Annotated in this window: 23 protein-coding genes; 14 read left to right on the top strand and 9 right to left on the bottom strand. The window is 71.7% G+C overall.

Annotated features, from left to right (window positions below; genetic code table 11):
- The 3 genes from ACZ7N4_RS33385 to glgB all read left to right on the top strand — a co-directional run.
- The coding region (locus tag ACZ7N4_RS33385; RefSeq protein ID WP_471366154.1) for an alpha-glucosidase C-terminal domain-containing protein at positions 1-516 on the top strand (516 nt) is incomplete at its 5' end.
- A 92-nt stretch (positions 517-608) separates the two neighbouring features.
- On the top strand, positions 609-2,003 hold the full coding sequence (locus ACZ7N4_RS33380; RefSeq protein ID WP_471366152.1) for a maltokinase N-terminal cap-like domain-containing protein: 1,395 nt from the start codon (positions 609-611) through the stop codon (positions 2,001-2,003).
- Positions 2,000-4,255, top strand: a complete 2,256-nt coding sequence (glgB, locus tag ACZ7N4_RS33375; RefSeq protein WP_471366149.1) for a 1,4-alpha-glucan branching enzyme — start codon at positions 2,000-2,002, stop codon at positions 4,253-4,255. Before ACZ7N4_RS33380 ends, glgB begins: the two co-directional genes overlap by 4 nt.
- A 198-nt stretch (positions 4,256-4,453) precedes the next feature.
- Here glgB and ACZ7N4_RS33370 read toward each other — a convergent pair whose 3' ends face one another.
- The 5 genes from ACZ7N4_RS33370 to ACZ7N4_RS33350 form a co-directional block, all read right to left on the bottom strand.
- On the bottom strand, positions 4,454-6,733 hold the full coding sequence (locus ACZ7N4_RS33370) for a HelD family protein (RefSeq protein ID WP_471366164.1): 2,280 nt from the start codon (positions 6,731-6,733) through the stop codon (positions 4,454-4,456).
- A gap of 133 nt (positions 6,734-6,866) precedes the next feature.
- Entirely contained in the window at positions 6,867-7,199 is a 333-nt protein-coding gene (gene trxA, locus ACZ7N4_RS33365) for a thioredoxin (RefSeq protein WP_189306060.1), read from the bottom strand.
- The gene (locus ACZ7N4_RS33360) at positions 7,196-7,624 is read right to left on the bottom strand and encodes a MerR family transcriptional regulator (RefSeq protein ID WP_467931455.1); all 429 of its coding nucleotides are present in this window, start codon (positions 7,622-7,624) and stop codon (positions 7,196-7,198) included. The genes trxA and ACZ7N4_RS33360 overlap by 4 nt, the downstream gene beginning before the upstream one ends.
- 267 nt (positions 7,625-7,891) lie before the next feature.
- Positions 7,892-8,659, bottom strand: coding sequence for a DUF2127 domain-containing protein (locus ACZ7N4_RS33355; protein ID WP_471366145.1), 768 nt, complete (start codon positions 8,657-8,659; stop codon positions 7,892-7,894).
- Between the two features lie 199 nt (positions 8,660-8,858).
- Positions 8,859-10,535 carry an MFS transporter gene (locus tag ACZ7N4_RS33350; protein WP_471366141.1) on the bottom strand — a complete coding sequence of 559 codons (1,677 nt, stop codon included), beginning with the start codon at positions 10,533-10,535 and terminating at the stop codon, positions 8,859-8,861.
- 147 nt (positions 10,536-10,682) lie between these two features.
- Here ACZ7N4_RS33350 and ACZ7N4_RS33345 point away from each other — a divergent pair, with 147 nt between their 5' ends.
- Complete coding sequence (locus ACZ7N4_RS33345; protein ID WP_471366138.1) at positions 10,683-11,297, top strand: TetR/AcrR family transcriptional regulator; 615 nt, start codon at positions 10,683-10,685, stop codon at positions 11,295-11,297.
- A gap of 127 nt (positions 11,298-11,424) precedes the next feature.
- On the opposite strand, the gene ACZ7N4_RS33340 is transcribed toward ACZ7N4_RS33345, so the two are convergent.
- Entirely contained in the window at positions 11,425-12,810 is a 1,386-nt protein-coding gene (locus ACZ7N4_RS33340; RefSeq protein ID WP_471366136.1) for a cation:dicarboxylate symporter family transporter, read from the bottom strand.
- A 154-nt stretch (positions 12,811-12,964) separates the two neighbouring features.
- On the opposite strand from ACZ7N4_RS33340, the gene ACZ7N4_RS33335 reads away from it, so the two are divergent.
- Positions 12,965-14,593 (top strand): ATP-binding protein, encoded by a 1,629-nt coding sequence (locus ACZ7N4_RS33335; RefSeq protein ID WP_471366134.1) that lies wholly within the window; start codon positions 12,965-12,967, stop codon positions 14,591-14,593.
- Complete coding sequence (locus ACZ7N4_RS33330; RefSeq protein ID WP_471366131.1) at positions 14,590-15,282, top strand: response regulator; 693 nt, start codon at positions 14,590-14,592, stop codon at positions 15,280-15,282. The genes ACZ7N4_RS33335 and ACZ7N4_RS33330 overlap by 4 nt, the downstream gene beginning before the upstream one ends.
- Here ACZ7N4_RS33330 and ACZ7N4_RS33325 read toward each other — a convergent pair.
- Both ACZ7N4_RS33325 and ACZ7N4_RS33320 read right to left on the bottom strand, forming a co-directional pair.
- Positions 15,164-17,212 (bottom strand): tetratricopeptide repeat protein, encoded by a 2,049-nt coding sequence (locus ACZ7N4_RS33325; RefSeq protein ID WP_471366128.1) that lies wholly within the window; start codon positions 17,210-17,212, stop codon positions 15,164-15,166. The genes ACZ7N4_RS33330 and ACZ7N4_RS33325 overlap by 119 nt on opposite strands.
- 134 nt (positions 17,213-17,346) lie before the next feature.
- Positions 17,347-17,904 carry a hypothetical protein gene (locus tag ACZ7N4_RS33320; protein ID WP_471366124.1) on the bottom strand — a complete coding sequence of 186 codons (558 nt, stop codon included), beginning with the start codon at positions 17,902-17,904 and terminating at the stop codon, positions 17,347-17,349.
- 27 nt (positions 17,905-17,931) lie between these two features.
- On the opposite strand from ACZ7N4_RS33320, the gene ACZ7N4_RS33315 reads away from it, so the two are divergent.
- Positions 17,932-18,783, top strand: a complete 852-nt coding sequence (locus ACZ7N4_RS33315; RefSeq protein ID WP_471366121.1) for a 5'-methylthioadenosine/S-adenosylhomocysteine nucleosidase family protein — start codon at positions 17,932-17,934, stop codon at positions 18,781-18,783.
- A 145-nt stretch (positions 18,784-18,928) separates the two neighbouring features.
- Complete coding sequence (locus ACZ7N4_RS33310) at positions 18,929-20,854, top strand: tetratricopeptide repeat protein (protein WP_471366162.1); 1,926 nt, start codon at positions 18,929-18,931, stop codon at positions 20,852-20,854.
- 10 nt (positions 20,855-20,864) lie between these two features.
- Here ACZ7N4_RS33310 and ACZ7N4_RS33305 read toward each other — a convergent pair whose 3' ends face one another.
- Complete coding sequence (locus tag ACZ7N4_RS33305) at positions 20,865-21,365, bottom strand: ATP-binding protein (protein ID WP_471366118.1); 501 nt, start codon at positions 21,363-21,365, stop codon at positions 20,865-20,867.
- 281 nt (positions 21,366-21,646) lie between these two features.
- Between ACZ7N4_RS33305 and ACZ7N4_RS33300 the strand changes: the two genes are divergently transcribed.
- The 6 genes from ACZ7N4_RS33300 (at position 21,647) to ACZ7N4_RS33275 (ending at position 26,697) form a co-directional block, all read left to right on the top strand.
- Positions 21,647-22,498, top strand: coding sequence for a helix-turn-helix domain-containing protein (locus ACZ7N4_RS33300; RefSeq protein WP_471366115.1), 852 nt, complete (start codon positions 21,647-21,649; stop codon positions 22,496-22,498).
- A 10-nt stretch (positions 22,499-22,508) separates the two neighbouring features.
- On the top strand, positions 22,509-22,700 hold the full coding sequence (locus ACZ7N4_RS33295) for a hypothetical protein (protein WP_471366113.1): 192 nt from the start codon (positions 22,509-22,511) through the stop codon (positions 22,698-22,700).
- A gap of 107 nt (positions 22,701-22,807) precedes the next feature.
- Entirely contained in the window at positions 22,808-24,175 is a 1,368-nt protein-coding gene (locus ACZ7N4_RS33290) for an extracellular solute-binding protein (RefSeq protein ID WP_471366110.1), read from the top strand.
- Positions 24,172-25,044, top strand: a complete 873-nt coding sequence (locus tag ACZ7N4_RS33285; RefSeq protein ID WP_471366107.1) for a carbohydrate ABC transporter permease — start codon at positions 24,172-24,174, stop codon at positions 25,042-25,044. Before ACZ7N4_RS33290 ends, ACZ7N4_RS33285 begins: the two co-directional genes overlap by 4 nt.
- Positions 25,044-25,871: a carbohydrate ABC transporter permease gene (locus ACZ7N4_RS33280; protein WP_471366104.1), complete on the top strand. Its 828-nt coding sequence runs from the start codon at positions 25,044-25,046 to the stop codon at positions 25,869-25,871. The genes ACZ7N4_RS33285 and ACZ7N4_RS33280 overlap by 1 nt, the downstream gene beginning before the upstream one ends.
- Positions 25,872-26,010: 139 nt before the next feature.
- Positions 26,011-26,697, top strand: coding sequence for an XRE family transcriptional regulator (locus ACZ7N4_RS33275; RefSeq protein WP_471366101.1), 687 nt, complete (start codon positions 26,011-26,013; stop codon positions 26,695-26,697).
- Positions 26,698-26,704 lie beyond the last annotated feature (7 nt).

Genomic DNA, 26,704 nt, shown 5'->3' with positions numbered 1-26,704 from the left:
GACGAGATCGGCATGGGCGACAACATCTGGCTCGGCGACCGGGACGCCGTCCGCACCCCCATGCAGTGGACGCCCGACCGCAACGCCGGCTTCTCGTCCTGCGACCCGGGACGCCTCTTCCTGCCCACGATCATGGACCCGGTCTACGGCTACCAGGTGACGAACGTCGAGGCGTCGATGTCCTCGCCCTCGTCGCTGCTGCACTGGACCCGCCGCATGATCGAGATCCGCAAGCAGAACCTCGCCTTCGGACTGGGCTCCTACACCGAGTTGCCGTCGTCGAACCCGGCGGTCCTCGCCTTCCTGCGCGAGTACGAGGACGACCTCGTGCTGTGCGTCCACAACTTCTCCCGCTTCGCCCAGCCGACCGAGCTGGACCTGAGCCGGTTCGGCGGCCGGCACCCCGTCGAGCTGTTCGGCGGGGTCCGGTTCCCGGCGATCGGCGAACTGCCGTACCTGCTCACCCTCGCGGGACACGGTTTCTACTGGTTCCGGCTGCGCCGGGAACCCGTATAGCGGCCCGGTGGGGCGGTGCGGCGTTTTCACCGCCCCACCCGGGGCACGCATCAGTAACACCCCGACGACCTCCGGGGAAAGGACTGACGCCCATGGCGGAAACGGTCATCTCTTCCGGCACCACCGGTTCACTGCTCACCTCGCTCGACCCCCTGCTGCGCGCCTGGCTGCCCCGGCAGCGCTGGTTCGCGGGCAAGGGGCGCCCGATCAGCGGGTTCAGCCCCGTGTCCGTCACCGAACTGCTGCCTCCCGACGGCCGGCTGGGCCTGTACCACCTGCTGCTGCGCGTCCACCAGCCCGCCGCGCCGGGCGCGCCGCCGCATCCCGGCGACTGCTACCAGCTCCTCATAGGCGTGCGCGAGGCGCTGCCACCACGGCTGGCGCCCGCGCTGATCGGACATGTGACGAAGGGCCCGCTCACCGGACGCACGGTGTACGAGGCCCTGTACGACCCCCGGCCCGCCGACGTACTGCTGGAGGCCCTGCGCAGCCGGGCCCGCATCGGCGGGCTGCGCTTCGAACGGGACCCCGCGCGGGACATCCGGGCGGGGCTGGTGCCCCGGCTGATGACCGCCGAGCAGTCCAACTCGTCGGTCGTCTATGGAGATACGTTCATTCTCAAGTTGCTGCGCCGGGTCGTGCCCGGCGTCAACCCCGATCTGGAGATACCCCTCGCCCTGGCCCGCGAGGGCTGCCCCCGGGTGCCCGCGCCGACGGCCTGGCTGCACGCCGAGGTGGGCGGGGAGTCGTACGTCCTGGCCGTGCTGCAGCCGTTTGTGAGCGGTGCCGCCGACGGCTGGGAACTGGCGCTGCGCGAGCTGGCCAAGGGCGAGGACTTCGCCGCCGAGGCCCGGGAGCTGGGCCGGGCCACCGCCGAGGTGCACACCGCGCTCGCCCGGGCGCTGCCCACGGTCACCCTCGGCCGCGCCCAGCTGGAACTGCTGGTGGACGGCATGACCGAGCGGCTGGCGGCGGCCGTGCAGGCGGTTCCGGCGCTGCGGCCGTACGAGGACGGGCTGCGCTCGGCGTACCGGGCGCTGGGCTCGCTCGCCGCCGAGGGCCGCACCTGGACCGCGCAGCGGGTGCACGGCGACCTGCACCTGGGGCAGTGCCTGCGCTCGCCGTCCGGGGGCTGGTCACTGATCGACTTCGAGGGCGAGCCGGCCCGGCCGCTGGCCGAGCGGCGCATGCCGCAGCCGCCGGCGCGGGACATCGCGGGGATGCTCCGCTCCTTCGACTACGCGGCCCACTCGGCGACCCCGCCCGCCCCGGACTGGGCGCGCGTCTGCCGGGCCGCCTACTGCTCCGGGTACGCGGAGGTGGCCGGCCGCGATCCGCGTACCGACCCGGTGCTGCTGCGGGCCTTCGAGACCGACAAGGCGGTCTACGAGGTCGTCTACGAGGCCCGGCACCGCCCCGACTGGCTGCCCGTGCCGCTGAGCGCGGTACACCGGCTCTCCCTGCCCGACCAGGAGGTTCGTCCGTGAGCCCGAAGGCCAAGAAGAAGACCGGGGTCCCCGCGCAGGCTCCGGCGCCGGCCGTGGAGGCCGCCCTGTCCCCGGCCCTCGACGCGGGCGACCGGGAACGGCTGCTGCACGGCACCCACCACGACCCGCACTCCGTGCTGGGCGCGCACCCGGTCCCGGGCGGGGTCGCCTTCCGTGCCTTCCGCCCCCACGCGCAGGCGGTCACCGTGACCGCGGGCGACCTGCGGGCGGAGCTGCACGACGACGGTGACGGCTTCTTCTCCGGTCTGCTGCCGCTCACCGAGGATCCCGTCTACCGGCTGCTGGTGACGTACGACGGCACGGTGCACGAGACCGAGGACGCCTACCGCTTCCTGCCCGCCCTCGGCGAGCTGGACCTGCATCTGATCGGGGAGGGCCGGCACGAACAGCTGTGGCAGGCGCTCGGCGCGCACGTGACCACCCACCAGGGGGTGACGGGGACCCGGTTCGCGGTGTGGGCGCCGAACGCGCGGGGCGTGCGGGTCACGGGCGGTTTCAACTTCTGGGACGGCACCGCGTTCCCGATGCGCTCGCTCGGCGGCACCGGCGTGTGGGAGCTGTTCGTGCCGGGGATCGGCGAGGGCGAGCTGTACAAGTTCGAGATCACCCGGCCGGACGGCTCGCGCACCCTGCGCGCCGACCCCCTGGCCCGCCGTACCGAGGTCCCGCCCGCCACCTCCTCGGTCGTGCACGCCTCGCACCACGAGTGGGGCGACGCCGAGTGGCTGGCGCACCGGGCGGACACCCCGGTGCACGAGGCGCCCTTCTCGGTGTACGAGGTGCACCTGCCGTCCTGGCGTCCTGGGCTGACCTACCGCCAGCTGGCCGAGGAACTCCCAGCCTACGTCCGCGAGATGGGCTTCACCCACGTCGAGCTGATGCCGGTCGCCGAGCACCCCTTCGGCGGCTCCTGGGGGTACCAGGTCACCGGTTTCTACGCCCCGACGGCCCGCCTCGGCACCCCCGACGACTTCAAGTACCTGGTGGACCGGCTGCACCAGGCCGGCATAGGGGTGCTGATGGACTGGGTGCCGGCGCACTTCCCGCGCGACGACTGGGCGCTCGCCGCGTTCGACGGGCGTCCGCTGTACGAGCACCACGACCCGCTGCGGGCCGCCCATCCCGACTGGGGCACGCTGGAGTTCGACTTCGGCCGGCGCGAGGTGCGCAACTTCCTCGTCGCGAACGCCGTGTACTGGTGCGAGGAGTTCCACATCGACGGGCTGCGGGTGGACGCGGTCGCCTCGATGCTCTACCTGGACTACTCGCGCGAACCGGGCCAGTGGAGGCCGAACGAGCACGGCGGCCGGGAGAACCTGGACGCGGTGGCGTTCCTCCAGGAGATGAACGCCACCGTGTACCGGCGCTGCCCGGGCGTGGTGACCGTCGCCGAGGAGTCCACCGCCTGGGACGGTGTGACCCGGCCCACCCACCACAGGGGCCCGAGCGGCTTCGGCGGTCTGGGCTTCGGGCTGAAGTGGAACATGGGCTGGATGCACGACTCGCTGCAGTACATGTCCCACGAGCCGGTCCACCGCAAGTACCACCACCACGAGATGACCTTCTCGATGGTGTACGCGTACAGCGAGAACTACGTCCTGCCGATCTCCCACGACGAGGTCGTGCACGGCAAGGGGTCCCTGGTCTCGAAGATGCCGGGCGACTGGTGGCAGCAGCGCGCCGGCCTGCGCGCCTACCTGGGCTTCATGTGGGCCCATCCGGGCAAGCAACTGCTCTTCATGGGACAGGAGTTCGCGCAGGGCGCCGAGTGGTCCGAGGTGCGCGGCCCGGACTGGTGGCTGCTGGACCCGGAGTACGGCGCGGAGGCGGACCACCGGGGCGTGCGGGACCTCGTGCGGGACCTGAACGCGGTGTACCGGTCGGCTCCGGCGCTGTGGCAGCGGGACACCGACCCGGCGGGCTTCGAGTGGGTCACCGGGGACGCGGCGGAGGACAACGTCTTCGCGTTCCTGCGCCACGACGCCGAGGGCACCCCGCTGCTCGCGGTCTCCCACCTGTCCCCGGTGGTCCGCCACGACTACCGGCTGGGGGTGCCGGAGGAGGTGCCGGCCTGGGTGGAGGTCCTGAACACGGACGCGGCCCGCTACGGCGGCAGCGGTGTCACCCATCCGGACGTCGTCAAGCCCGAGCCGCACCCGTGGCACGGCCGCCCGGCGAGCATCCGGCTGACCCTGCCCCCACTCGCGACGGTGTGGCTGCGCCCCGCCTGACCTGCCTTCTGCCGTCCGCCCGGCCTGCGGCTGGGCTCGGGCGCCGGTGGGGCGGAGGGGGCGGACATGCGGCGGTCGGTCGTGGGGAAGGGGCTGACGTCGACGCGGGGCATGGACCCGCGGAAGACGCCCGGCACTCCGTAGGGGTGGGCAGCGGTGGCGTCCGGGGTCGGCAGCCCCCGGACGCCCGCCCCCCGGTCACTCCGCGTCGGCCAGGCCCGGCGGCAGCTCCCCCGTGTGCACCACCCCGAGCTGCTGGGTCGCCCGGGTCAGGGCCACGTACAGGTCGCTCGTGCCGTAGGCGCCCGGCTCGACCACCAGGACGGAGTCGAATTCGAGGCCCTTGGACTGGCGGGGGTCGAGCAGGACGACCGTCCGGGTCAGGTCGGGTTCGCCGCCGGCCGTGACGCCGTCCAGGTGCGCGGCCAGGGAGCGGTGCAGGGCGCGCGGGGCGATCACCGCGAGCCGGCCCTCCGCCGGGGTGAGTTCGGCGACCGCCTTGGCGACCGCGCCGGGCAGGTCGTCCGGGACCCGGCGCACCCAGGGCCGTACCCCCGTCGACCGCACCGAGCTGGGCGGCCGGAAGTCCGGGTCGCCGGCGCGGACCACGGCCGCCGCGAGGTCCATGATCTCGGTGGGGGTGCGGTAGTTGACGCCGAGGCGGGTGTGCTCCCAGCGGTCCTCGACATAGGGGGCGAGGATGTCCGCCCAGGAGCCGACGCCGGCCGCCTCCGCCGTCTGGGCGGGGTCGCCGACCAGCGTCATCGAGCGGGTTGGGCAGCGCCGCATCAGCAGCCGCCAGGCCATCGGCGACAGCTCCTGCGCCTCGTCCACGATGATGTGCCCGAACGCCCAGGTGCGGTCGGCGGCGGCCCGCTCGGCGGCGCTGCGGTGGTCGGCCTCCTCCTGCCGCTCGGCGAACCGCTCGGCGTCGATGATGTCGTGCGCGGACAGGACCTCGGAGGCGTCCGGGTCGTCGGCCTCCTTGTCCTCGAACTCGTACGTCCGGGAGGCGTAGGAGACGTCCAGCACGCCCTGCGCGTAGGCGACCTGGGTCTCGCGCTCGTGTTCGGCGCGGGCCCTGGCCAGTCGGTCGTCCTCGCCGAGGAGTTCGGCCGCCTCGTCCAGCAGGGGCACGTCGGCGACGGTCCAGGCGCGGGTCACCGGGCGGCGGATCGCGTCGGCGTCCTCCTTCGGCAGGTAGCCGTCCGGCTCGGCGAGGAGGTCGGCGACCAGCCGCTGCGGGGTGATCCGGGGCCACAGCTGGTCGATGGCGTCCCAGACCTCCGGGTTCTCGGCGAGTTCGTCGCGGATCTGGGTGATGTCGGAGGCGTCGAGCAGGCTGCTGCCGTCGTAGGGGTCGGTGCCGACACGCTCGGCGTACAGCTCGGTGAGCGTGTTGAGGATGTGCCCCTCGAAGTGCTCGCGGGCGACGTTGTGCGGCAGCCTGGCGGCGCGGGTGCGTGTCCGGGCGACACCGACCAGGCCCTCGTCCAGCATGAGCACCTCGCGGTCGTGCTCGATCGCGATGACCGGGTCGGGCAGCGCCTGCCGGTCGCGTACGACGGCGGCGAGCACGTCGGCCATGCCGGCGCGGCCCTTGACGGCGGCGGCCTCGGGGCTGTCGACGGCGGTGGCCTTCACGCCGGGGAACAGTTCACCGACGGTGGCCAGCAGGACGCCGGTCTCGCCGAGGGAGGGCAGCACCTCGCCGATGTAGCCGAGGAAGGCCGGGTTCGGGCCGACGATGAGGACCGCGCGGCGGGCCAGCAGCTCCCGGTGCTCGTACAGCAGGTAGGCCGCGCGGTGCAGGGCGACCGCCGTCTTGCCGGTGCCGGGGCCGCCCTCGACGACCAGCACGCCCCGGTGCGGTGCCCGGATGATGCGGTCCTGGTCGGCCTGGATGGTCTGCACGATGTCGCTCATCCGACCGGTGCGGGCCGAGTTCAGGGCGGCGAGCAGCACGGCGTCGCCGTTGTGATCCTCGTGCCCGGTGCGGGTGGCGTCACCGAGGTCGAGGATCTCGTCGTGCAGGGAGGTGACGGTACGGCCCTCGGTGGCGATGTGCCGGCGGCGGCGCAGGCCCATCGGGGTGTGGCCGGTGGCCAGGTAGAAGGGGCGGGCGACGTCCGCCCGCCAGTCGACGAGGACCGGAGTGTGCTCGGTGTCGTCCTCGCGCAGCCCGATCCGGCCGATGTGGTGCCTGGTGCCGTCGGCGAGGTCGATCCGGCCGAAGCAGAGCGAGCCGTCCACGGCGTTCAGCGCGGCGAGCAGTCCCGAGCGCTCGGCGACCAGGATGTCCCGCTCCAGCCGGGCCTGCATGGGCTTGTCGCCCTGGGCGAGCGCGTCCGCGACGGAGGTCTCGGTCTCGCCGCGCAGCACGTCCACGCGCGCGTACAGTCCGTCGATGAATTCCTGTTCGTGCCGGATTTCATCGTCTGGAAATTCGGTGTTTGACAATTCCGCTCCCGCCCGGATATACTGTGCTCAGTAAACGTCATTCGTGGCTCTCATGCACGGCTCGCCGAAATGAAGTCACGAATCATTGAATATACGCACAGGAATCCCCCGGGCGCAATTGCCCGGGGGATTCTCTGCGAACGGGGTCGCTTTACAGCACGTCGGCCAGCTCCTCCAGCAGGCGCCGCTTGGGCCGTGCCCCCACCATCGACTTCACGGGCTCACCGCCCTGGAACACCATGAACGTCGGCATCGACAGCACCTTGTACGCGTTCGTGGTCTCCGGGTTGTGGTCCACGTCCAGCTGGACGACCTTCAGCCGCTCGCCCTCCTCCGCGGCGAGGGCGCTGAGCACCGGCGCCATCTGCCGGCACGGCGGACACCAGTCCGCCGTGAACTCCACCAGCACCGGCAGTTCCGATGCCAGTACCTCCTTGTCGAAGTCCGCGTCCCCCACCTCGGGTACACCCGCCGCCTTCGTCACCGTTCCTGCCCTCCCAGTTCGCACAACGGCTCCGGACCTCCCGGAACCAGCGCCTCGACGGCCAGTTCGTCCCGCGCCCGCTCGGCCCGCGCCAACTGCCCCGCGACCGTCTCGCGCACCGCCGTCAGCTGTCCGATGAGCGCGTCCAGCTCGGCCAGCTTGCGCCGGTAGACCACGAGCGCGGCCGGACAGGAGTCGCCCTCCGGGTGCCCGGCCCGCAGGCACTCCACGAACGGCCGGGTCTCCTCCAGGTCGAACCCGAAGTCCTGCAGCGTGCGGATCTGCCGCAGCAGCCGGAGGTCGCTCTCGTCGTACGTACGGTGTCCGTTGCCGTCCCGCCGGGCCGGCAGCAGCCCTCGCGACTCGTAGTACCGCAGGGTGCGTGTCGTGGTTCCGGCCCGCGCGGCCAGCTCGCCGATTCGCATGCACCCGACGGTACGGCTTGACGCCGACGTCAAGGCAAGACCGCGGCGCCGCCAGGGCCTCTCTTCCGGATCAGGCCGGCTGCGGAGACGGTGCCTGTCGGCCGACCCGAGCGGGGTCCGGCGTGTGCAGCCGCAAGGCGGAGGAGGGCGTCGACGCGATGGGGGTCCCCCGCGCGAGCGACGTCGAGTGCGAGTCGACAACCGACGACAACGCCGCAGACGTGCGTGCCGGACCCCGCGACCCCGGCAGGATCCGGAAGAGAGGCCCTAGGCGTCGACCAGCCCCGCCGACTCCTCGACCTCCATCAGGGAGGCGCTGTGCCGTTCCTCCTCGAACCGGCGGCGGCCGCCGCGCAGGCCGAAGAGGCGCTTGGTGAGGGCGATGTAGAGGACCGCGAGGATGTTCAGCACCAGCGTGGCGATCTTCAGCCAGCTGACGTGCTCGGTGAGTTCGTAGATCTCCAGCGGGAGGAAGGCGGCCGTGGCGACGACCGTCAGGTACTCCGCCCAGCGCTTGGCGTACCACAGGCCGACCGCCTCGACGATCTCGATCAGCGCGTAGGCCAGCAGCAGGGCGGCCACCAGGAGCAGCGTGGAGTGCTGGTAGCCGAAGGCCTTCTGGAGGGAGCCGACGACCGGGGAGTGGTCGAGGTCGTAGTGGAAGTGCCGGAAGACCGGGCGGAAGACGTCGAGGTACTCCTCGAACAGGCGGCGCACCGCGTCCCGGCTGTTGCTGAACTTCCACACGGCGACCGCGACCAGCACGATGAACACCCCGCGCACGGCCCGCTCGACGGCGAGGAAGCGCAGGACGAACAGGTCCCGGAGCACCTTGCCGCGCGGCACCAACGGGGCGTCGGCGGCCGGTCCCGAGCCGCGCGGCTCGCCGAGCGCGAAGTCACCGCAGCGCAGGCACCGCCAGACGTCCCCGAGCGGGGTCCGGGCGTGCAGCCGGATGCGCAGCCGGGGATCGTCGGGCGCGTAGGTCACATGTCCCTTGCGCGCGCAGGTCCGCCGGTCCCAGTCGATCTTCATCCCCCGTGCCTCCACGTAGTCACTGACACACATGTACTGACGCCGGACTCGAACATGCCGTTCCGGTTGATCGGTACGGCACGTTACTGGGGTGCGGCCGTGCCGGGCACCCGGGCCGGGGACGCAGCGCGCCGGGCCGCGGGCCGTCCGGGCTCGTGGACCGGGCGGGCCGCGGCCCGTGCGGGAGGGCCGGGGGGCGTCAGCCGGCGGTGCTGTCCGCCGGTTCCCGCTCCTCCGTCTTCGCCGGTTCCGGGGCCAGGGCCTCGCGGCGCGGCAGCAGGAAGGCCACCAGGACCGTGCCGATGCCGAGGATCACCGCGCCGACCAGGCTGGTGTGGGCGACCGCGTCGGAGAAGGCGGAGCCCACCGCGTCGGCCATCTGCCGGGCGCCGGCGGCCAGTTCGGTCGCCTGCTGCTTGAGCTGCGCGGCCTGCTGCGGGTCCCCCGCCTGCTGGGCCTGCGCGGCGGCCTGCTGGGCCTTCTCGCCGATGCCGTGCGCGACGGCGTACCCCGCGCCGACCGAGTCCTGCGCGGTGTCCAGGGCGCTCGCCGGGAGCCTGCTGCCGGCGGTGGCGTCGGAGAGGTGGTCGCCGTAGGAGGTGGCGAGCAGCGAGCCGAGGATGGCGATGCCGAGCGAGCCGCCCAGCTCCAGCGAGGTGTCGTTGACGGCGCCGCCGACGCCCAGCTCGGACTCCGGGAACGCACCCATGATCGCGTCGGTGCAGGGCGAGAGGGCGAGGCCGATGGCGAGACCCAGGATGACCAGGGGCGCCACGAAGTCGCCGTAGGCGGAGCCCGCGTCCACCCGGGTGAGCAGGGCGAGGGCGACCGTACCGCCGACCATGCCCGCGCTGACGGTCCACTTCATGCCGACCCGCGGGGTGAGCCAGCCGGTCAGCGCCGAGCCGGCGAAGACGGCACCGGCGAGCGGCAGCATGCGCACACCGGTCTCCAGGGCGTCGTAGCCGAGGACGAACTGCAGGTGCTGGGTGAGGTAGTAGAAGGCGCCGAAGACGGCGAGGAAGAACAGGGCGACGGCGAGGTTGGAGCCGGCGAACCGGCGGCCGGTGAAGCGGCGCACGTCCAGGATCGGGCGCGGGTGGCGCAGCTCCCAGCCGACGAAGGCGACCAGGCCCACCCCGGCGACCACGGCCGCGGTCACCGCCTTGGCGCCCCATCCGAAGTGCGGACCCTCGATGATCATGTAGATGAGCGCGCCGGTCCAGATCACCGACAGCAGTCCGCCGACGTAGTCGATGCGGTCGTGGTGGCCGGCCTTGGACGGCGGGACCAGGACGAGGGCGCCGACGATGGCGACGGCCGCGATGGGCACGTTGATCAGGAAGGTCGAGGCCCACCCGTGGTCGCGCAGCAGGGCGCCGGCGACCACCGGCCCGGCGGCGATGGCGAGCCCGGCGGTGGCGGTCCACAGGGTGATCGCCTTGGCCCGCTCGGCGCGCGGGAAGGTCGCGGCGAGCAGCGACAGCGTGGCCGGCATGATCAGTGCCGCTCCGACGCCCATCACGGCGCGGGCCGCGATGACGGTCGCGGAGGTGTCGGCGAGGTAGCCGAAGACGGCCCCGCCGCCGAACACCACCAGGCCGAGGACGAGCGCGCCGCGCCGGCTGTACTTGTCGCCGATCGCGCCGAGCAGCAGCATCAGCGCCGCGTACGGGACGGTGTAGCCGTCGATCACCCACTGGAGGTCGGCGCTGGAGAGCCCGAGGTCCCGGGTCATGTCGGGCGCCGCGACCGTGAGGGCGGTGTTCGCCATCACGATGATCAGCAGGCTCAGGCAGAGCACCAGCAGCGCCCACCAGCGCCGGGTGTAGGGCCGGTCCGTCCTCTCGACCGGATCGGTCATGACGAGTCGCATGGCAGGGATCGCCTTCCTCGGTACGCGACAGGACTTGCACAGTGGCATGCAATTGCACAACCATGTGCAATGTACGTCCGTTGCACATCTCTGTGCAAGTCGACCGGGGCCGCCCGGGAGGGCGTCGAGAGACCACGGGGAGGCAGAATGACCGCCATGACCACGGGTAACAGCAGCCGCGCCGACGCCAACCGACGCCGCATCCTCGACGTCGCCCTCGCCGAACTGCTGCGCGATCCCGACGCCTCCATGGACCAGATCGCGCGCGCCGCGGGCGTCGTACGACGGACGGTGTACGGCCACTTCCCCAACCGGGAGGCGCTGATCAGCACCCTGGTCGACGGGGCCGTGGCGGCGCTGGCGGACGCGGACGCGCGGGCCCGCGCCGGTGTGACCGACCCGGCGGAGGCGCTGGCCCGCTCGGTGCTCGCCCTGTGGCCGGTCGCCGACCGCTACCGGCTGCTGATCGCCCTGGCCCAGCGCACGGTCACCGTGCAGGGCATCCGCGACCGCCTCGCCCCGCTGCGCGACGACAAGGTCCGCCTCCTCGGGCGCGGACTGGACGAGGGCGCCTTCGTCTCCCCGCTGCCCGCGCCGGCCCTCGCATACGTGGTCGAGCAGATGCTGTTCGCGGTGACGGAGGCGGTGAACGACGGCCTCCTGGCAGCGGAGGAGGCGGGCCGCTCCGCCACGGTCGCCGTACTGACCGCGGCGGGCGTACCCGCCTCACGGGCCGCCGAGCTGGTGGCCGAGGTGTCGTAGCCGGAAGGTCACCGGCGGAAACGGAGCCGGGCGGCCGGGGTACAGGGGTACCCTCGGCCGCCCGGCGGCGGTACCGGACGCCCGGCCCGGGTTCAGGCGGGGCCGGACGTCCGGAACTCGGGGTGGCTCAGGCCTTGGCGAGTTCCTTCCCGCCCTCCCGCGCCCCGGGGGCCTCGTCCACCGCCGGACGGCCCTCGTCCACCAGCGTGGTCTCGTCGAACGGCAGCTCCCCGGCCAGCACCCCGCGCGCCCGGACCGTGTCGATCTCCTTGGTCCACGTGCCCACGAGCACCGTCGCCACCGCGTTGCCCGCGAAGTTCGTCAGCGCCCGGGCCTCGCTCATGAACCGGTCGATGCCGACGATCAGACCGACGCCGTCGACCAGCGCGGGCTTGTGCGACTGGAGACCGCCGGCCAGGGTGGCGAGCCCCGCGCCGCTGACGCCGGCCGCGCCCTTGGACGCCAGCAGCAGGAAGAGCAGCAGCGGGATCTGCTCACCGACCGACATCGGCGTGCCCAGCGCGTCCGCGATGTACAGCGACGCCATGGTCATGTAGATCATCGTGCCGTCGAGGTTGAAGGAGTACCCGGTCGGCACGGTGATGCCGACGACCGGCCGGCTGACGCCCAGGTGCTCCATCTTGGCGATCAGGCGGGGCAGCGCGGACTCCGACGACGAGGTCGACAGGATCAGCAGGAACTCCCGGCCGAGGTACTTGAAGAGGGAGAAGACGTTCAGACCCGCGACGATCCGCAGCAGCGCGCCGAGGACGACGAAGACGAACAGGAAGCAGGTGACGTAGAAGCCGAGCATCAGCACGGCGAGGCTCTTGAGCGCGTCGATGCCGGCCGAGCCGGTCACCGCCGCGATGGCGCCGAACGCACCGATGGGCGCGGCCCACATCACCATGGACAGGATGCGGAACACCAGCCGCTGGATGTGCTCGATGCCGCGCAGCACCGGCTGTCCGGCGGAACCCATGGCCTGGAGCGCGAACCCGGCGAGCAGGGCCACCAGCAGGGTCTGGAGCACCTGCTGCTGGGTGAAGGCGGAGACGAACGTGGTCGGGATGATCGACAGCACGAAGTCGACGGGCGGCAGCGCCTCGGAGGACACCTGGTCGTGCCCGGTGGCCTTGAGGGCGTTGGTGAGGTGCAGCCCGTCGCCGGGGTGCAGCACGTTGCCGACGACGAGGCCGATGGCGAGCGCGACGAGCGACATCACGAGGAAGTAGCCGAGGGCGATCCCGCCGACGGCACCGACCTTGGCGGCCTTCCGCACGGAACCGATACCGAGCACGATCGTGCAGAAGATGATCGGCGAGATCATCATCTTGATCAGGTTCACGAACCCGGTGCCCAGCGGCTTCAGCTCCACCGCCGCGTCGGGCCAGATGAGACCCACGGCGATGCCGAGCGCGACCGCCACGATGACGGCGATGTACAGGTAATGGGTCCGGTCCCGCTTCACGCGGGGTGCGGCAGGTGCCGTGTCGGCAGTGCTGGCGGCCACGACTGCCCTCCTTGACGTCTTCGTCGGCGAACAACCGGCGTGCGGCTCACGTCCGGGCGTTGTTGGGGTATGCCGTGACTATCTCCCGCCCTGTGAGGGCGGTCACCCTTCCGTTCATTTAGTTCACGCTTGGCCGGAGAGGCACACTGCTGACATGCGCGTCCCCGCCTTCCCCCGAGCCCGCAGCCTGGCCGGCCAGCTGTTCGCCATGCAGGCCGTGCTCATCGCGGTGGTCGTGGCCGGGTACGCGCTCTTCACCTACGTCAGTGACCAGCGGCAGGCCGAGGACTCCGCCGCCCGGCAGGCCACGGCGGTGGCCCGGTCGATCGCCGACTCCCCCTCGGTCCGCGCGGCGATCCGCGCCCCCGATCCCACGGCCCGGCTGGAGCCGTACGCCCTCCAGGTCGTACGGGACGCGAACGTCGACTTCGTCACGATCATGAACCCGTCCGGCATCCGCTGGACCCACCCCGACCGGAACCAGATCGGCAAGCGCTTCCTCGGCACCATCGGCCCCGCCCTGCACGGCCGCACCTTCACCGAGACCTACACCGGCACGCTCGGCCCGTCCGTCCGCGCGGTGACCCCCGTCACCGACCACGGCCGGATCACCGGCCTGGTGAGCGCCGGCATCAAGGTGGAGACGATCAGCGCCCGCGCCCAGGACCAGCTCACGACCCTGCTCGGAGTGGCCGCCGTGGCCCTGCTGCTGGGCGCGGTCGGCACGTACGTGATCAACGCCCGGCTGCGCCGTCACACCCACGGCATGAACGCCACCGAGCTGAGCCGGATGCACGACTACCACCAGGCGGCGCTGCACGCGGTCCGGGAAGGGCTGCTGATGCTGGACGGCCAGTACCGGGTGGCGCTGATCAACGACGGCGGCCGGGAGCTCCTGGGCGTCGGTCCGGAGGAGGAGACGGTCGGCCGCTCGGTCGCCGACCTCGGCCTGCCGGCCCCGCTGACGGGCGCCCTGCTCTCCTCCGAGCCCCGGGTGGACGAGGTGCACCTGACGGCCTCCCGGGTCCTGGTGGTGAACACCTCCCCGGTGTCGGGAGGCGAACGCCGGGGGACGGTCGCCACCCTCCGCGACGTAACGGAACTCCAATCCCTGATGGGCGAGTTGGACTCGGAGCGGGGCTTCACCCAGGCCCTGCGCTCCCAGGCGCACGAGGCCGCGAACCGCCTCCACACGGTGGTCTCCCTGATCGAGCTGGGCCGGGCCGAGGAGGCGGTGGAGTTCGCCACGGCCGAGCTGGAACTGGCGCAGGCCCTGACCGACCAGGTGGTGGCGGCGGTCCGCGAGCCCGTACTGGCCGCGCTGCTGCTCGGCAAGACCGCCCAGGCGAACGAGCGGGGCGTGGAGCTGGTGGTCTCACCGGACAGCCGCCTGGACGACGGCGTACTGCCCCACGACCTGTCCGCCCGCGACCTGGTGACGATCCTCGGCAACCTGATCGACAACGCGGTGGACGCGGCACAGGGCAGCGCCCGCGCCCGGGTGACCGTGACGGCGTACGCCACGGCCGCCGAGGTGGTCCTGCGCGTCTCGGACACCGGCCCGGGGGTCGACCCGGCCCACGCCGACCTGGTATTCCAGCGGGGGTTCTCCACCAAGCCGGCCGGACCGGGCGGGCGGGGACTCGGGCTGGCCCTGGTCCGCCAGGCGGTGAACCGCCACGGGGGGACGTTGACGGTGACGGAGTCCGGCGAGGACGGCGAGGGCGGAGCGGTGTTCGAGGTGCGGTTGCCGTTGCGCACGTCGGCGGGTGACGGCAGATGACGAGCGGGCAGCAGCCCATCCGCGTCCTCGTGGTCGAGGACGACCCGGTGGCCGCCGACGCACACGTGATGTACGTCGGCCGGGTCCCGGGATTCGTCGCGGTCGGAAAGGCGCACACGGGCGCGGAGGCGCGCCGCGTCCTGGACCGTACGGCCGTGGACCTGCTGCTGCTGGACCTCCACCTGCCGGACGTGCACGGCCTGCAACTGGCTCGCTCCCTGCGGGCCGCCGGATACCACGCCGACGTGATAGCGGTGACCTCGGCGCGGGATCTGGCGGTGGTGCGGGAGGGCGTCTCCCTGGGCGTCGTCCAGTACGTCCTCAAACCCTTCACTTTCGCGACGCTGAGGGACCGCCTGGTGCGGTACGCCGAGTTCCACGCGGCGGCGGGCGAGGCGAGCGGCCAGGACGAGGTGGACCGCGCGTTGGCGACCCTGCGGGCACCGACGCCTGCGGCGCTGCCGAAGGGGCTCAGCGGGCCGACGCTGGAACGGGTGACGTTCGCTCTGCGAGAGGCGGAGGAAGGGCTCACGGCGGCCGGGGTTGCCGAGGCGGTGGGGATCTCACGGATCACCGCGCGGCGGTATCTGGAGCATCTGGTGGATGCGGGGAGGGCTGGGCGGAGTCCGTTGTATGGGCAGGTCGGAAGGCCTGAGCTGGTATATCGGTGGGTTTCTCAAGGGGGGTGAGAGCGGCGGCGGCGGCGCGGGCTTCGGCGGCCTCCTGGGGAGCGTTGGCACGGGTGTAGGCGTCGGCGGCTTGAAGGCAATGGGAGCCGGCGCGGGAGAACTGGCTGGCTTCCATGTACATCTCGGCCAGGCGTGCGTTGGTCCTGGCGACCCAGTACCAATCCTTGCTCTCCCGGTAGAGCGACAGAGCCGTGCGGAACGCCTCGATCGCCTCCGGCGCCCGGGCCGTCTCCCGCAGGGTGTCGGCCAGGTTGAACCATGTCACGGCTTCGGAGCGGCGGTCCCCGAGGGTCCGGAACAGCTCCCGGGCCCGCATGAGCGCGTCGATCGCTTCCGCACTGCGACCCGCGGCTTCCAGGGCGCGGCCGAGACTCGTCCAGGCGATGGCCTCGCCGTGCTGGTCGCCGTCAGCGCGGCACAGGTCACGGTCACGCTTGTGCGCCTCGACCGCCTCTTCCACTCGGCCGACGTCACGCAACGCGAGACCCAGGTTGTTCAACAGCGCGCACTCGTGCACACGGTCCCCGACGGCTTGAAAGATGTCGCGGGCGTGCAGGTGCGCGTCGACCGCCTCGTGCAAACGACCCATGTAACGCAGGGCGCACCCGAGGCTGGTCCACGCCAGGCCCTCGCCCAGGCGATTCCCGATGCGGCGGGCTGCCTCCTGAGCGGTGCGGCTGACGATGAACCAGTCGTCGAAGTGCCGCCCCCACTCCAGGTATATCGCCAGACACTGCGCCAGAACCACCGCCCCGGCCGCGTAGCGCTCCTCCCGCCCCCACAGCACGGCCTCCACGAGCGACGCCCGCTCCGTGTTCAGCCACGCGAGCGCCTGCGCATGATCGCCGAAGCCGTCGGGCTGCACGTGCCCCGGCAACCACCGCAAGCGGTCGTCGGCCGCGTACGCCCACCGGCAGTAGCTAGCCAGAACCCGCTCCCGTGCGGCATCACCCTCTTCGCACATCTCGGCCGTACGCGCCGTCACCCCCGCGCAGAACGCCCGCACGAGGTCGTGCAGGCGCCATCGCCCGCGTACCCGCTCCAGAAGGTGAGCGCGGGCCAGCGCCTTCAGTTGCCGCAGGGGAGGGGCGTCCGCCCCGGCCATTACGGCCGCCACCTCCTCGCTCACGTCGGGTCCCGGTGCGAGGGCAAGCAGACGCAGCAACCGTGCCTCGTCCGCAGGAAGTCGCCGGTACGACAGGTCGAATGCCGCGCGCACACTGCGCTCGCCATCGTCCAGGGCGACGAGCCGGTCGTACGAGGTGGCCAGCTCGTCGGCGAGTTCCGCCACTGATCTGCCGGAATCCTCCGCGAGGAGCGCCGCCGCGATCTGGAGTGCCAGTGGAAGGTGTCCGCACAATCCGGCCAGCTGTGCCACCGCCTCCGGCTCCGCCACCACCCGGCTGTCCGCCGGGTCGGCGATCCGCAGCGCGCAATCAAGGAGGTCGTACGCCGCCCGAGACGTCAACAGGCCCAAGGGCACCAGCCGGGCCGTGAGTTGAGCCAACCGGTCCCGCGACGTCACAAGCACCCTGTGCAGCCCGCCACCGGGCAGCAACGGCCGCACCTGTTCCGGGGACGACGCGTTGTCGGCGACGATCAGCACCGCCTCCCGCTCGGCCAGCACCGACCGGTACAGCGCGGCCCGTTCGTCCGCCGTAGCCGGAATGTGCTCCGGCTCCACGCCCAGCGCCCGCAGCAGGGACTGCAACGCCTGGTCCGCCGTGACCGGAGCATCGTCGTACCCGTGCAGATCCACGAACAGCACGCCGCCCGGAAACCACCCGGCCTCCCGCGCCGCGTACGCCGCCTGCACCGCCAGTGCCGTCTTGCCGATGCCGCCCAGCCCGGAGACGGCGGTGACGAGGACGGCCTGCTGCCGACCTGAGCCCGCAGGGTCCAGTGCGGCACGCAGCCGGGCCAACTCCACGTCCCGGCCGGTGAATCCCGCGGCCGGCGGCGGAAGCGCGTCCAAGGCCGTAGGCGCCGGCGCCTGCTGCCGGTACTCCGCCTTCCCGATGACGGGCCCGCGGAAGTCCCCGCCCCGGAACTCGACGTGATCGCTCACCCGGCCCCGCCCCCCACCCCGAACGGCACGGCGTACAGCACGACGCACACCCCCAGCCCCGCGACCGCGACCCCCTCCAGCACGGACACCGCCACCAGCCCGGCCGAGAGGTCACCCCCCGCCCAGTACACGACGAGCGCGCTCAACGGCACCACGCAGAAGGCCAGCAGGTCCACCACGCACTGCACGACCTTGCGGGAGACACGCCGGGCGTCCCCCCGGTGCGCGGTCTCCCAGCGGAACACCTCGCCCCCCTCGGCCTGGACCAGCACGGCGAGCCGGGGTGCCAGCTCGCCCCGCACGTACGCCCCGATCGCGGAGATCTTCTGGTCGTTGACCAGGTACGTCCAGCCGAGGACGACACACACCGGCGGCAGCGCGAGCAGCATCGCCGTCTGCCTGGCCTGCGCCGCGGCGGCGATGACGGCGGCCACGACGGTGAGGGTGACGTACAGCAGGTTGTCCCGGAAGCCGATCCGTGTCTTCTGCTCGTCCTTGACGGTCTGGTACTCGGTGAGCAGCAACTGCCCCACGGTGACATCTCGTTCCGGCACGCGAACCCCTTCCCCCGGCAGTACCTTATGAGTGTGCCGGAGACTCGACCCACCGTTCTGGTCCTGACCGCGCTCGCGCTGGAATACGCGGCCGTACGGGCGTATATCGAGGACCGTGAGGAACGGTCCCACCCCGACAACGGGACCTTCGTGGAGGTGGGTCGCCTGCGAGGTACGTCGTGGCGGGTGGCCGCCGCCGAGCTGGGCGAGGGTTCCCGCAACACCGCCGCGCTCACTTCCTCCCTCATAGGCTGGCTGCGCCCCCGGGCGGTCCTCTTCGTCGGTGTGGCCGGCGGCCTCAAGGAGGACATCGTCCTGGGGGACGTGGTGGTGGGCACGAAGGTGTACGGCATCCACGGGGGCAAGGTCACCCCCGAGGGGCTGCTGGACCGGCCCGAGGCCTGGCACGGCTCCCACGCCCTGCTCTCGGCCGCACGTGCCGCCGTACGGGACATGCCCGACGTCCGGGCCCACTTCAAGCCGATCGCCACGGGAGACGTGGTGCTCGCCCACGCGGAGTCCGAGGTCGCCCGGCACGTCCGCGAGCGGTACAACGACGCCGTCGCGTTCGAGATGGAGGGCTCGGGAGCGGCCCACGCGGCCCACCTGGAGGGCCGGGACGCCCTGGTCATCCGTGGCATCAGCGACCACGCCGACGCGGGGAAGGCGGCGGCCGACAAGGGCGGCTCGCAGGAGCGGGCGGCGGCTCAGGCCGCCGCCGTCGCGGTGGCGGTGCTGCACAAGTACCGCCGCGGGGGCGGGGGTTCCGGCGACTCCGAGGAGGGGCCCCAAGCACGCCACGGGGACGGCGACCACATCGACTTCCGGGGCGGGACCTTCTACGGAACGGTCATCGGCAAGCAGGTCGGAGAGCGGTAAGGGCACGGTCCACGGCCCGGTCCCGCGCGCGACCGCCACCCTGCCGCCCCGCCCCCTCGGCTTCACCGGCCGCTCGGCGGAGCTGGACCGCCTGCTCCCCCATCTCGCACCCGGTGAAGACGGCGAGGCCGCTCCCCCGCTCCTCATCTTCGCCGTCACCGGCATGGGTGGCATCGGCAAGACGGCGCTAGCAGTGGAGGCGGCGCACCGAGCCAGAGCGAAGGGCTGGTTCCCGGGCGGGACGCTCTTCGTGGACCTGCGCGGGTACGACGACGACCCGGCCACGGCCGACCAGGCGGTGCTGGCGCTGCTCGACGCGCTCGGCGTACGGGAGCAGGATCTGCCGCCGACGACCGAGCGCCAGTACGACGCCTACCGTGCGCTCCTCGCCGAACGGAGGGACCGGATGCTGCTGATCCTGGACAACGCGTCGGACCCGTCCCAGTACGTGCCTCTGCTGCCCGGTACGGACCGGCACCGGGTGCTCATCACCTCCCGGGACCGTCCCGACGCCCTTCCCGTACGCCTGATCGACCTTGAGACGCTCGATCCCGAAGACTCGGTCGCCCTGGTGACCCGTGCCCTGCACGGCACCGACGAACGTGACGACCGCCCGGTACGGGAACCCTCTGCACTGCGTGCACTGACGGACCTCTGTGGCCACCTCCCCCTGGCGCTGCAGATCGCGGCCGGCATGCTGCGCCGGCGCCGCCATCGGGACATCTCGTCCGTGGTGACCGAGATTCGGGACGCCGGAGATGCGACCGCGGTCCTCGACCACGGCAGTCCTGGAACAGACCTGTACGGGCGCTCGCTTGTCCTGCGCCCGGTACTGGAGACCTCATATCGCCGGTTGCCGCCGGATCAGGCTCGCCTGCTACGTCTGCTCTGCCTGGCTCCGGGCGCGGAGACCGGGACGGAGGCGGTCGCGGCTCTCGCGGGCCTCGGCACGGAGACCGTGCTGTCGCTGCTGGAGGACCTGGCCGCCACCCATTTCGTCGCGCCGGTACGAGGCGGGGCGGCTTCCGCAGTGCGGTGGCGGTTGCACGACTTGGTGCGGGGGTTCGGGGCCCGTGTGGTGACGGGGGACGCGGGGTTGCGGGAGGAGGCGGAGACGGCGCGGGAACGGGTGCTGGACTTCTACTGGCGGTGGGCGGATGCGGCCGACGACCGGTTGCGGTGGCTGCCGGGGATGGAGGAGTCGGAACGGTTCGCGGAGCGGGGCCAGGCTTTGGCGTGGCTGGACGGGGAGCGGGCGGGTCTGGTGGCTGCGGTGGAGTGGGGGCGGGAGGAGCGGTTCGCGAACGCGGCGGTGAGGCTGGCCCAGTGTCTGGGGGAGTACCTGCTCTGGCGGCGGTACTTCGACGACTGGATCATAGTGGCGAAGGTGGCACGGAAGGCCGCCCGCCTCAGGGGGGACCAGCTGGGCGAGGCCATCGCGTGGCACAGCCTCGGCATCGCCCTGCGGGAGTCGGGCCGAGCGGAAGAGGCCATCGACGCCCTCACCCGGGCCCGCGACCTGTTCCAGGCCGCCGGGAAACCCCGCGATGAAGCCAGCGCATGGAACAACCTCGGCCTCGCCCTGCGGCAGGCGGGCCGAGCGGAAGAGGCCATCGACGCCCTCACCCGGGCCCGCGACCTGTTCCAGGCCGCCGGGAAACCCCGCGATGAAGCCAGCGCATGGAACAACCTGGGCATCACCCTGGTGAGGGCGGCCCGGGTGGAAGAGGCGATCGACGCCCATACACGGGCCCTCGGCCTGTACCAGACCGTCGGGAACCGCCACGGTGAGGCCATGGGGTGGAACAACCTCGGCATCGCCTTGCGGGAGGCGGGTCGGGTGGAAGAGGCGATCAAGGCGTACGTCAAGTCCCTCGGATACCGTCAGGAGTTCGAGGACTGGTACGGCGATGGATTGACCTTCCACAACCTGGCCCTCGCCCACAAGATCGCCCACCGCCCCGCCGAAGCCCGCGCCGCCTACCTCCAGGCCGCCGACGCCTTCACCCGCGCCAACGCCCCTGACCAGGCCGCCCAGGCCCGCGCCCGCGCCGCCGAACTACCGGACTGACACCCCCACCTCACCCCACCCCCGCATACCCCCGAGCCCCCCGCCAAGGCACCACCGCCCACATCCGCGTCCCGCCTCCGGGTTCCCGCGCCTCCCCGAACCCCCATTCCCCTTCACACGCCCGCACCACGCACCCGAGCACCCGCAGCGCCGCCCGCCTCCGTGTGTCGCAGGCCGCCGCCAGCCGGGGGTGGGTGTGCCGGGGGTGGCCGTCGTAGACGATGACGCGTACGTCGCCGTCCCGGTGGCGCAGGGACACGTACACCTCGCTGTCGGGCGTGAACTTCCACGCGCAGGCGACGAGTTCGCCGACGACCTGGGCCACCGCGTCCGTCATGTCGGCGAGGCCGTGGGTCCGCAGGACGACTTCGGCGGCGGCGCGGGCGACGCGGGGACTGGTCGGCTCGGCCGGCAGCGTGAGGCTGTAGGCCAGTGCGGCGGGGGACGGCGGCGGTGCCTGCGGCTCGCCGGTGGAGAGCGGGCAGGCCGAGACGGTGACCCGTGCGGACACGGCGACTCCTTCGACAGGTACAGGTGGGTGTGGTGCCGGATGAGCCGACGACTCGACCGGCGGCCGGTGGCTTGTCTCCCTGGCGCGGGCCCACCCCTCCCAGGAGAGGAGAACGCGGGCAGGCTCGCGCGATGCGCTTCCGACGGCGTCGGGGTGTAAGCGACTCATCACCGACTGTAGAGGAAAATAGGAGTACACGTACTACTCTTCACGGAAGTCACGTTGGACCGACCAGTCGCACCGGCGGCAGACTGTCACCGTCACACCGAACGGGAGGACGGATGCCACCGAGGAGCGCCCCGACGGAGCGTCAGCGTCGGCTCGGTGCCGAGTTGCGCAGGTTGCGTGTCGCGGCCGGGATCACCACAGAGCAAGCCGCCACACTTCTGGGCGTCCCGCGCACGAACGTGCCGAACATGGAGTCGGGGCGTTCCGGCATCAGTGCCGAACGCGTCCGCACCCTCGCGGGCAACTACCGTTGCGCGGACCAGGCCCTGGTCGATGCCCTAGCCTCCATGGCCGGCGGGCGGCAGAAGGGGTGGTGGGAGGCGTACCGGGAACAACTCCGGGACGCTTTCCTGGACATCGCCGAGATGGAGTGGCACGCCACGCGTCTGCGCATCGCCGTCACCGTGCACCTGCCGGGGCTGCTCCAGACCGAGGACCACGCGCGCGCCGTCTTCGAAGCAGTGATCCCACGCCTTTCCTCGGACGAGGTCGACGTGCGCGTCGCCCACCGGATCGACCGGCAGCAGGTACTCGACCGCCCGACCCCTCCGACGCTCGACGTGATCCTTCACGAGGCCGCCCTCCGCATGGAGTTCGGCGGTCCCTCAGTCGCGCGGCGCCAGCTTGAACACCTGCTGCACATGTCCGAGCGCGAGACCGTGACCCTGCGGGTCATCCCGTTCAAGGCGGGCGGCTTCCCAGGGGCTGGGCAGTCCGTCGTCTACGCCGAGGGTGCCGTCCCCCGCCTCGACACCGTGGAGCTCGACAGCACGCACGGCCCGGAGTTCATCGACTCGGAAGTTCAACTCGACAAGTACCGGGCCCAACTGGACGCCGCGCAAGCCCTGGCGCTCGCACCGGCCGCCTCGCGCGATTTCATCCGCGCCCTGGCCCAAGACCTCTAGGAGAGCCACCATGACCGAAGTCAACTGGGAAAAGCCCTTCTGCGGCGAAGGCGCCAACTGCTTCCGCATAGGCACCGACCCCCAAGGCAACGCCTACATCGCCGTCGCCGGCCAGGAAGACCACTACCTCACCGACTCCCGCGAAGCCCTCCGCGCCCTCATCCGCGAAATCAAGGCCGGCAAGGCGGACCACCTCCTGTAGCCCACCGGTGGCCAATACCGCGCACGCGCATTGACCTGACTAGACCACTCCTCTTACCTTCACACGGCAGCAATCTCCGCGCCACCCCCACGTGCGCTCAGGAGGTCATGCCCGTGCGCCCCACCGCCGCCACCCTCGCCGCCCTCGCCCTCGCCGCCACCGCCCTCACCGCCTGCGGTGGCGGATCCGGCGGCGACCCGGACACGATCAAGGTGTCGTACAAGCAGTCCACCGACAACTCCGTGAAGGTGATGGACACCTACCTCGCCGGGATCAGGAAGCAGTTCGAGCACGAACACCCCGGCAAGAAAGTGCAGTTCGTGCCGATCAAGGCGCCGGATGCGGAGTACTACACCAAGCTCCAGCAGATGCTGCGGTCGCCGCGCACCGCGCCGGACCTGGTCTACGAGGACACCTTCCTCATCAACTCCGACATCACCAGCGGGTACCTGAAGCCGCTCGACCCGTACCTCGCGAAGTGGCCGGACTGGGGACAGTTCATCGACACCGCGAAGGCGGCGGCCAGGGGCGAGGACGGGAAGACGTACGGCGTTCCGGACGGGACCGACACCCGCGGGCTCTGGTTCGACAAGCGGGTGTTCGCCAAGGCGGGGCTGCCCGGCGACTGGCAGCCGAGGAGCTGGGACGACATCCTCGACGCCGCCCGGACCATCAAGCGCAAGGTCCCCGGCGTCGTCCCGCTCAACGTCTACACCGGCAAGCCGGCCGGTGAACGGGCCACCATGCAGGGCTTCGAGATGCTCCTGTACGGCACCGGCGACGGTACCCACGATCCGCTCTACGACAGCGGAAGCAAGAAGTGGATCACGGGGTCGCAGGCCTTCGAGGACTCCCTCCGCTTCGTCGAGACCGTCTACAAGGACAAGCTCGGCCCCGACGTCTCCGACGCCCTCGACCCGAACTTCAACACCACGGTCAACGGCGAGCTGCTCCCCGAGGGGAAACTCGGCATCGCGCTCGACGGCTCCTGGCTGCCGCAGGCCTGGCTGCCGGGCAGCGGGCACGCGTGGCCGGAGTGGTCGAAGCGGCTGGGGCTCGCCGCCATGCCCACCCAGCACGGGCAGGCGCCCGGCAAGGTGAGCATGTCCGGCGGCTGGACCTGGGCCGTTCCGGCCAAGGCGGGCAACCCGGACCTCGCCTTCCAGTTCGTCCGGACGATGCAGACGAAGGACAACGCCCGCAAGTGGTACATCGCCAACTCCGGGATCGCCGTGCGGAAGGACGTCGCCGCCGATCCGGCCTACGTACGCGCCCAGCCCGGCATCAAGTTCTTCACCGATCTGGTCGCGAGCACGCACTACCGGCCCGCGTTCCCGGCTTACCCGAAGGTGTCGACCGCCGTGCAGGAGGCCATGGAGGGGGTCACGACCGGTGATCTGTCCGTGGCGGAGGCGGCGAGCGGCTACGACGCCACGGTGAAGGACGTCACCGGCGGCCAAGTGGTCGAGAAGTGAGGCGCGGACACCGGGCCGCCCGGACCGTCAGGGCGCTCCCCCTCGCCCCCGCCGTCGTCCTGCTGCTCCTCTTCCTCGCCGGGCCGATCGCCTACTGCGTCTGGATCGCCTTCACCGACCTCCAGCTGACCGGGCAGGCCCACTCCTCCTTCGTCGGCCTCGCCAACTTCCGCCGGGCCTTCCGGGACGACGCGTTCCTGAACGCGGTCTGGCTGACGCTGGTGTTCACGGTGGTGTCCTCGCTGGTCGGGCAGAACACGCTCGGACTGGCGCTGGCCGCGCTCATGAAGCGTGCCTCGAAGCCCGTCCGCACGCTCACCGGCGCCGTCGTCGTCACCGCCTGGGTGCTGCCGGAGGTCGTCGCGGGTTTCCTGCTGTACGCGTTCTTCCGGCGCGAGGGCACCCTGAACGCGGTCCTGGACCTGCTGCATCTGCCGCGGCAGAACTGGCTGTTCACGCTGCCGATCCTCGCCGTGTCCTTCGCCAACGTCTGGCGCGGGACGGCGTTCTCGATGCTCGTGTACTCCGCCGCGCTGGACGAGATCCCCGCCGAGATCACGGAGGCCGCCGAGGTGGACGGGGCCGGCGGGTGGCGGCGGCTGTGGCACATCACGCTGCCGATGATCCGGCGCTCCATCGGCACCAACCTCATGCTCAACACCCTTCAGACGCTCTCCGTCTTCGGGCTGATCTGGGTGATGACGCGGGGCGGCCCCGGCGACCGGAGCCAGACGCTGCCGCTGTTCATGTACGAAGAGGCCTTCCAGAACAGCATGATCGGGTACGCCACCGCGGTCGCCCTGCTCCTGCTGGTCGTCGGCTCGCTGTTCTCCGTCGTCTACCTGCGGCTGCTGCGGACGGAGGTCTGATGGCCAGGAGGCGTTCCGCCCGGCGGCTCGCCGCCGATCTGTCGCTGCTGGCCGTGGCCGCCGCCTTCGCGCTGCCGCTGGCCTGGGTGCTGCTGTCGGCCGTGGACCCGCACGCCGGGCTCCGGGTCAGGGTCCCGGACGGCCTCACCCTGCACAACTTCCGGGCGGTCCTGACCCCGGACGTCACCTACACCCCGCTGTTCAACAGCCTGCTCCTGTGCGGGGGCGCCACGGCGCTGACCGTGGGGTGCGCCGCCCTCGCCGCCTATCCGCTGTCCCGGTTCCGGTCCCGGCTGAACCGGCCGTTCCTGCTGACGATCCTGTTCGCGACGAGCCTGCCCGTCACGGCGGTCATGGTGCCGGTGTACGCCCTGTTCGTCCGGGTGAACCTCATCGACACCTTCCAGGGCACGATCCTCTTCTTCGCCGCCTCGCAGCTGCCGTTCGCGATCTGGCTGACGAAGAACTTCATGGACGGCGTGCCGAGGGAGCTGGAGGAGGCGGCCTGGACGGACAGAGCCTCGGCGCCGCAGTCCCTGGTACGGATCGTGCTGCCGCTGATGGGGCCGGGGCTCGCCGTGGTGACCGTGTTCTCGTTCGTGATGATGTGGGGGAACTTCTTCGTCCCGTTCATGCTGCTGCTCACCCCGGACCGGATGCCGGCCTCGGTGAGCATCAACGACTTCTTCGGCAACCGGGGCATGGTGGCGTACGGCCAGCTCGCCGCGTTCTCCGTGATCTACTCGACACCGGTGCTCCTTCTGTACGTCCTGGTGGCACGGCGGCTGGGCGGCGGGTTCGCGCTGGGCGGCGCGGTCAAGGGGTGACCGGAAGTAACACCAGGTCACGACGGGTGACACGGAGTGTCAGCCTGTTACGCGCGATCAACCCGTACGTTCCGACAATCCGTGATCCTGTCCGAACGGACCGTAGCCATCCCGTCGGGGCCCCCCTAGCTTGTGCCGGGTGCGCCAACCCTCAGCTCCTCCGTTCAACGCCCCGGCGGCCCGCCGGCTGCGCGCCGCGCTCGGCATGGGTCCCGAGCACGTCGCCTACGGCCTGCGGGCCTCGTACGGGCTGCCGTACGTCACACCCGATCTGGTGATCGCCTGGGAACGCGGTGTCACCGCCCCGAGCAATCCCGAACTGACCGCGCTCGCCGGCGTGCTGTGGTGTTCCCCGGGCGAACTCCTCGGCCGCCCGCAGACCCTGCGCGAGCACCGCATCGCCCGGTCCGTCGCGCCCGAGGACGTCGCCCACGCCGTCGGCATGGAGCTGCGCGCGTACCTGCGGACGGAGGAGAGCGGGCAGTGGAAGGGCAACGAGCGCCAGTCGGCCGCGCTCGCGCGGATCCTGGACCTCGCCCTGCCCGACTTCGTCGCCGTCACCGGCCGTGAGGCGAAGCTGGCCGAGCTGCTGCACAGCGCGGTGACCACCCGCTGGCAGGCGTACGTGCGGCCGGTGCGGAAACTGGCCCCGGTGGAGACGGATGTCCTCGAAGGGGCGCTCCAGGAACTGCACCAGGACTACCAGGGGCACATGGCCGCCACCCTCAGCTGGGGCGGCGGCAGCAGGAGTGCCAGCCGGTCCGGCCAGGAGTTCCTCGACCGGATCGTGGAGAACTTCTGGGCGGCGGTGGAGGAGCGGACCTGAGGCGACC

This window comes from Streptomyces sp. NPDC107654, assembly GCF_055639035.1.
Note: the sequence above shows the minus strand (reverse complement) of the source record. Positions and strands in the feature narration are given on the sequence as shown.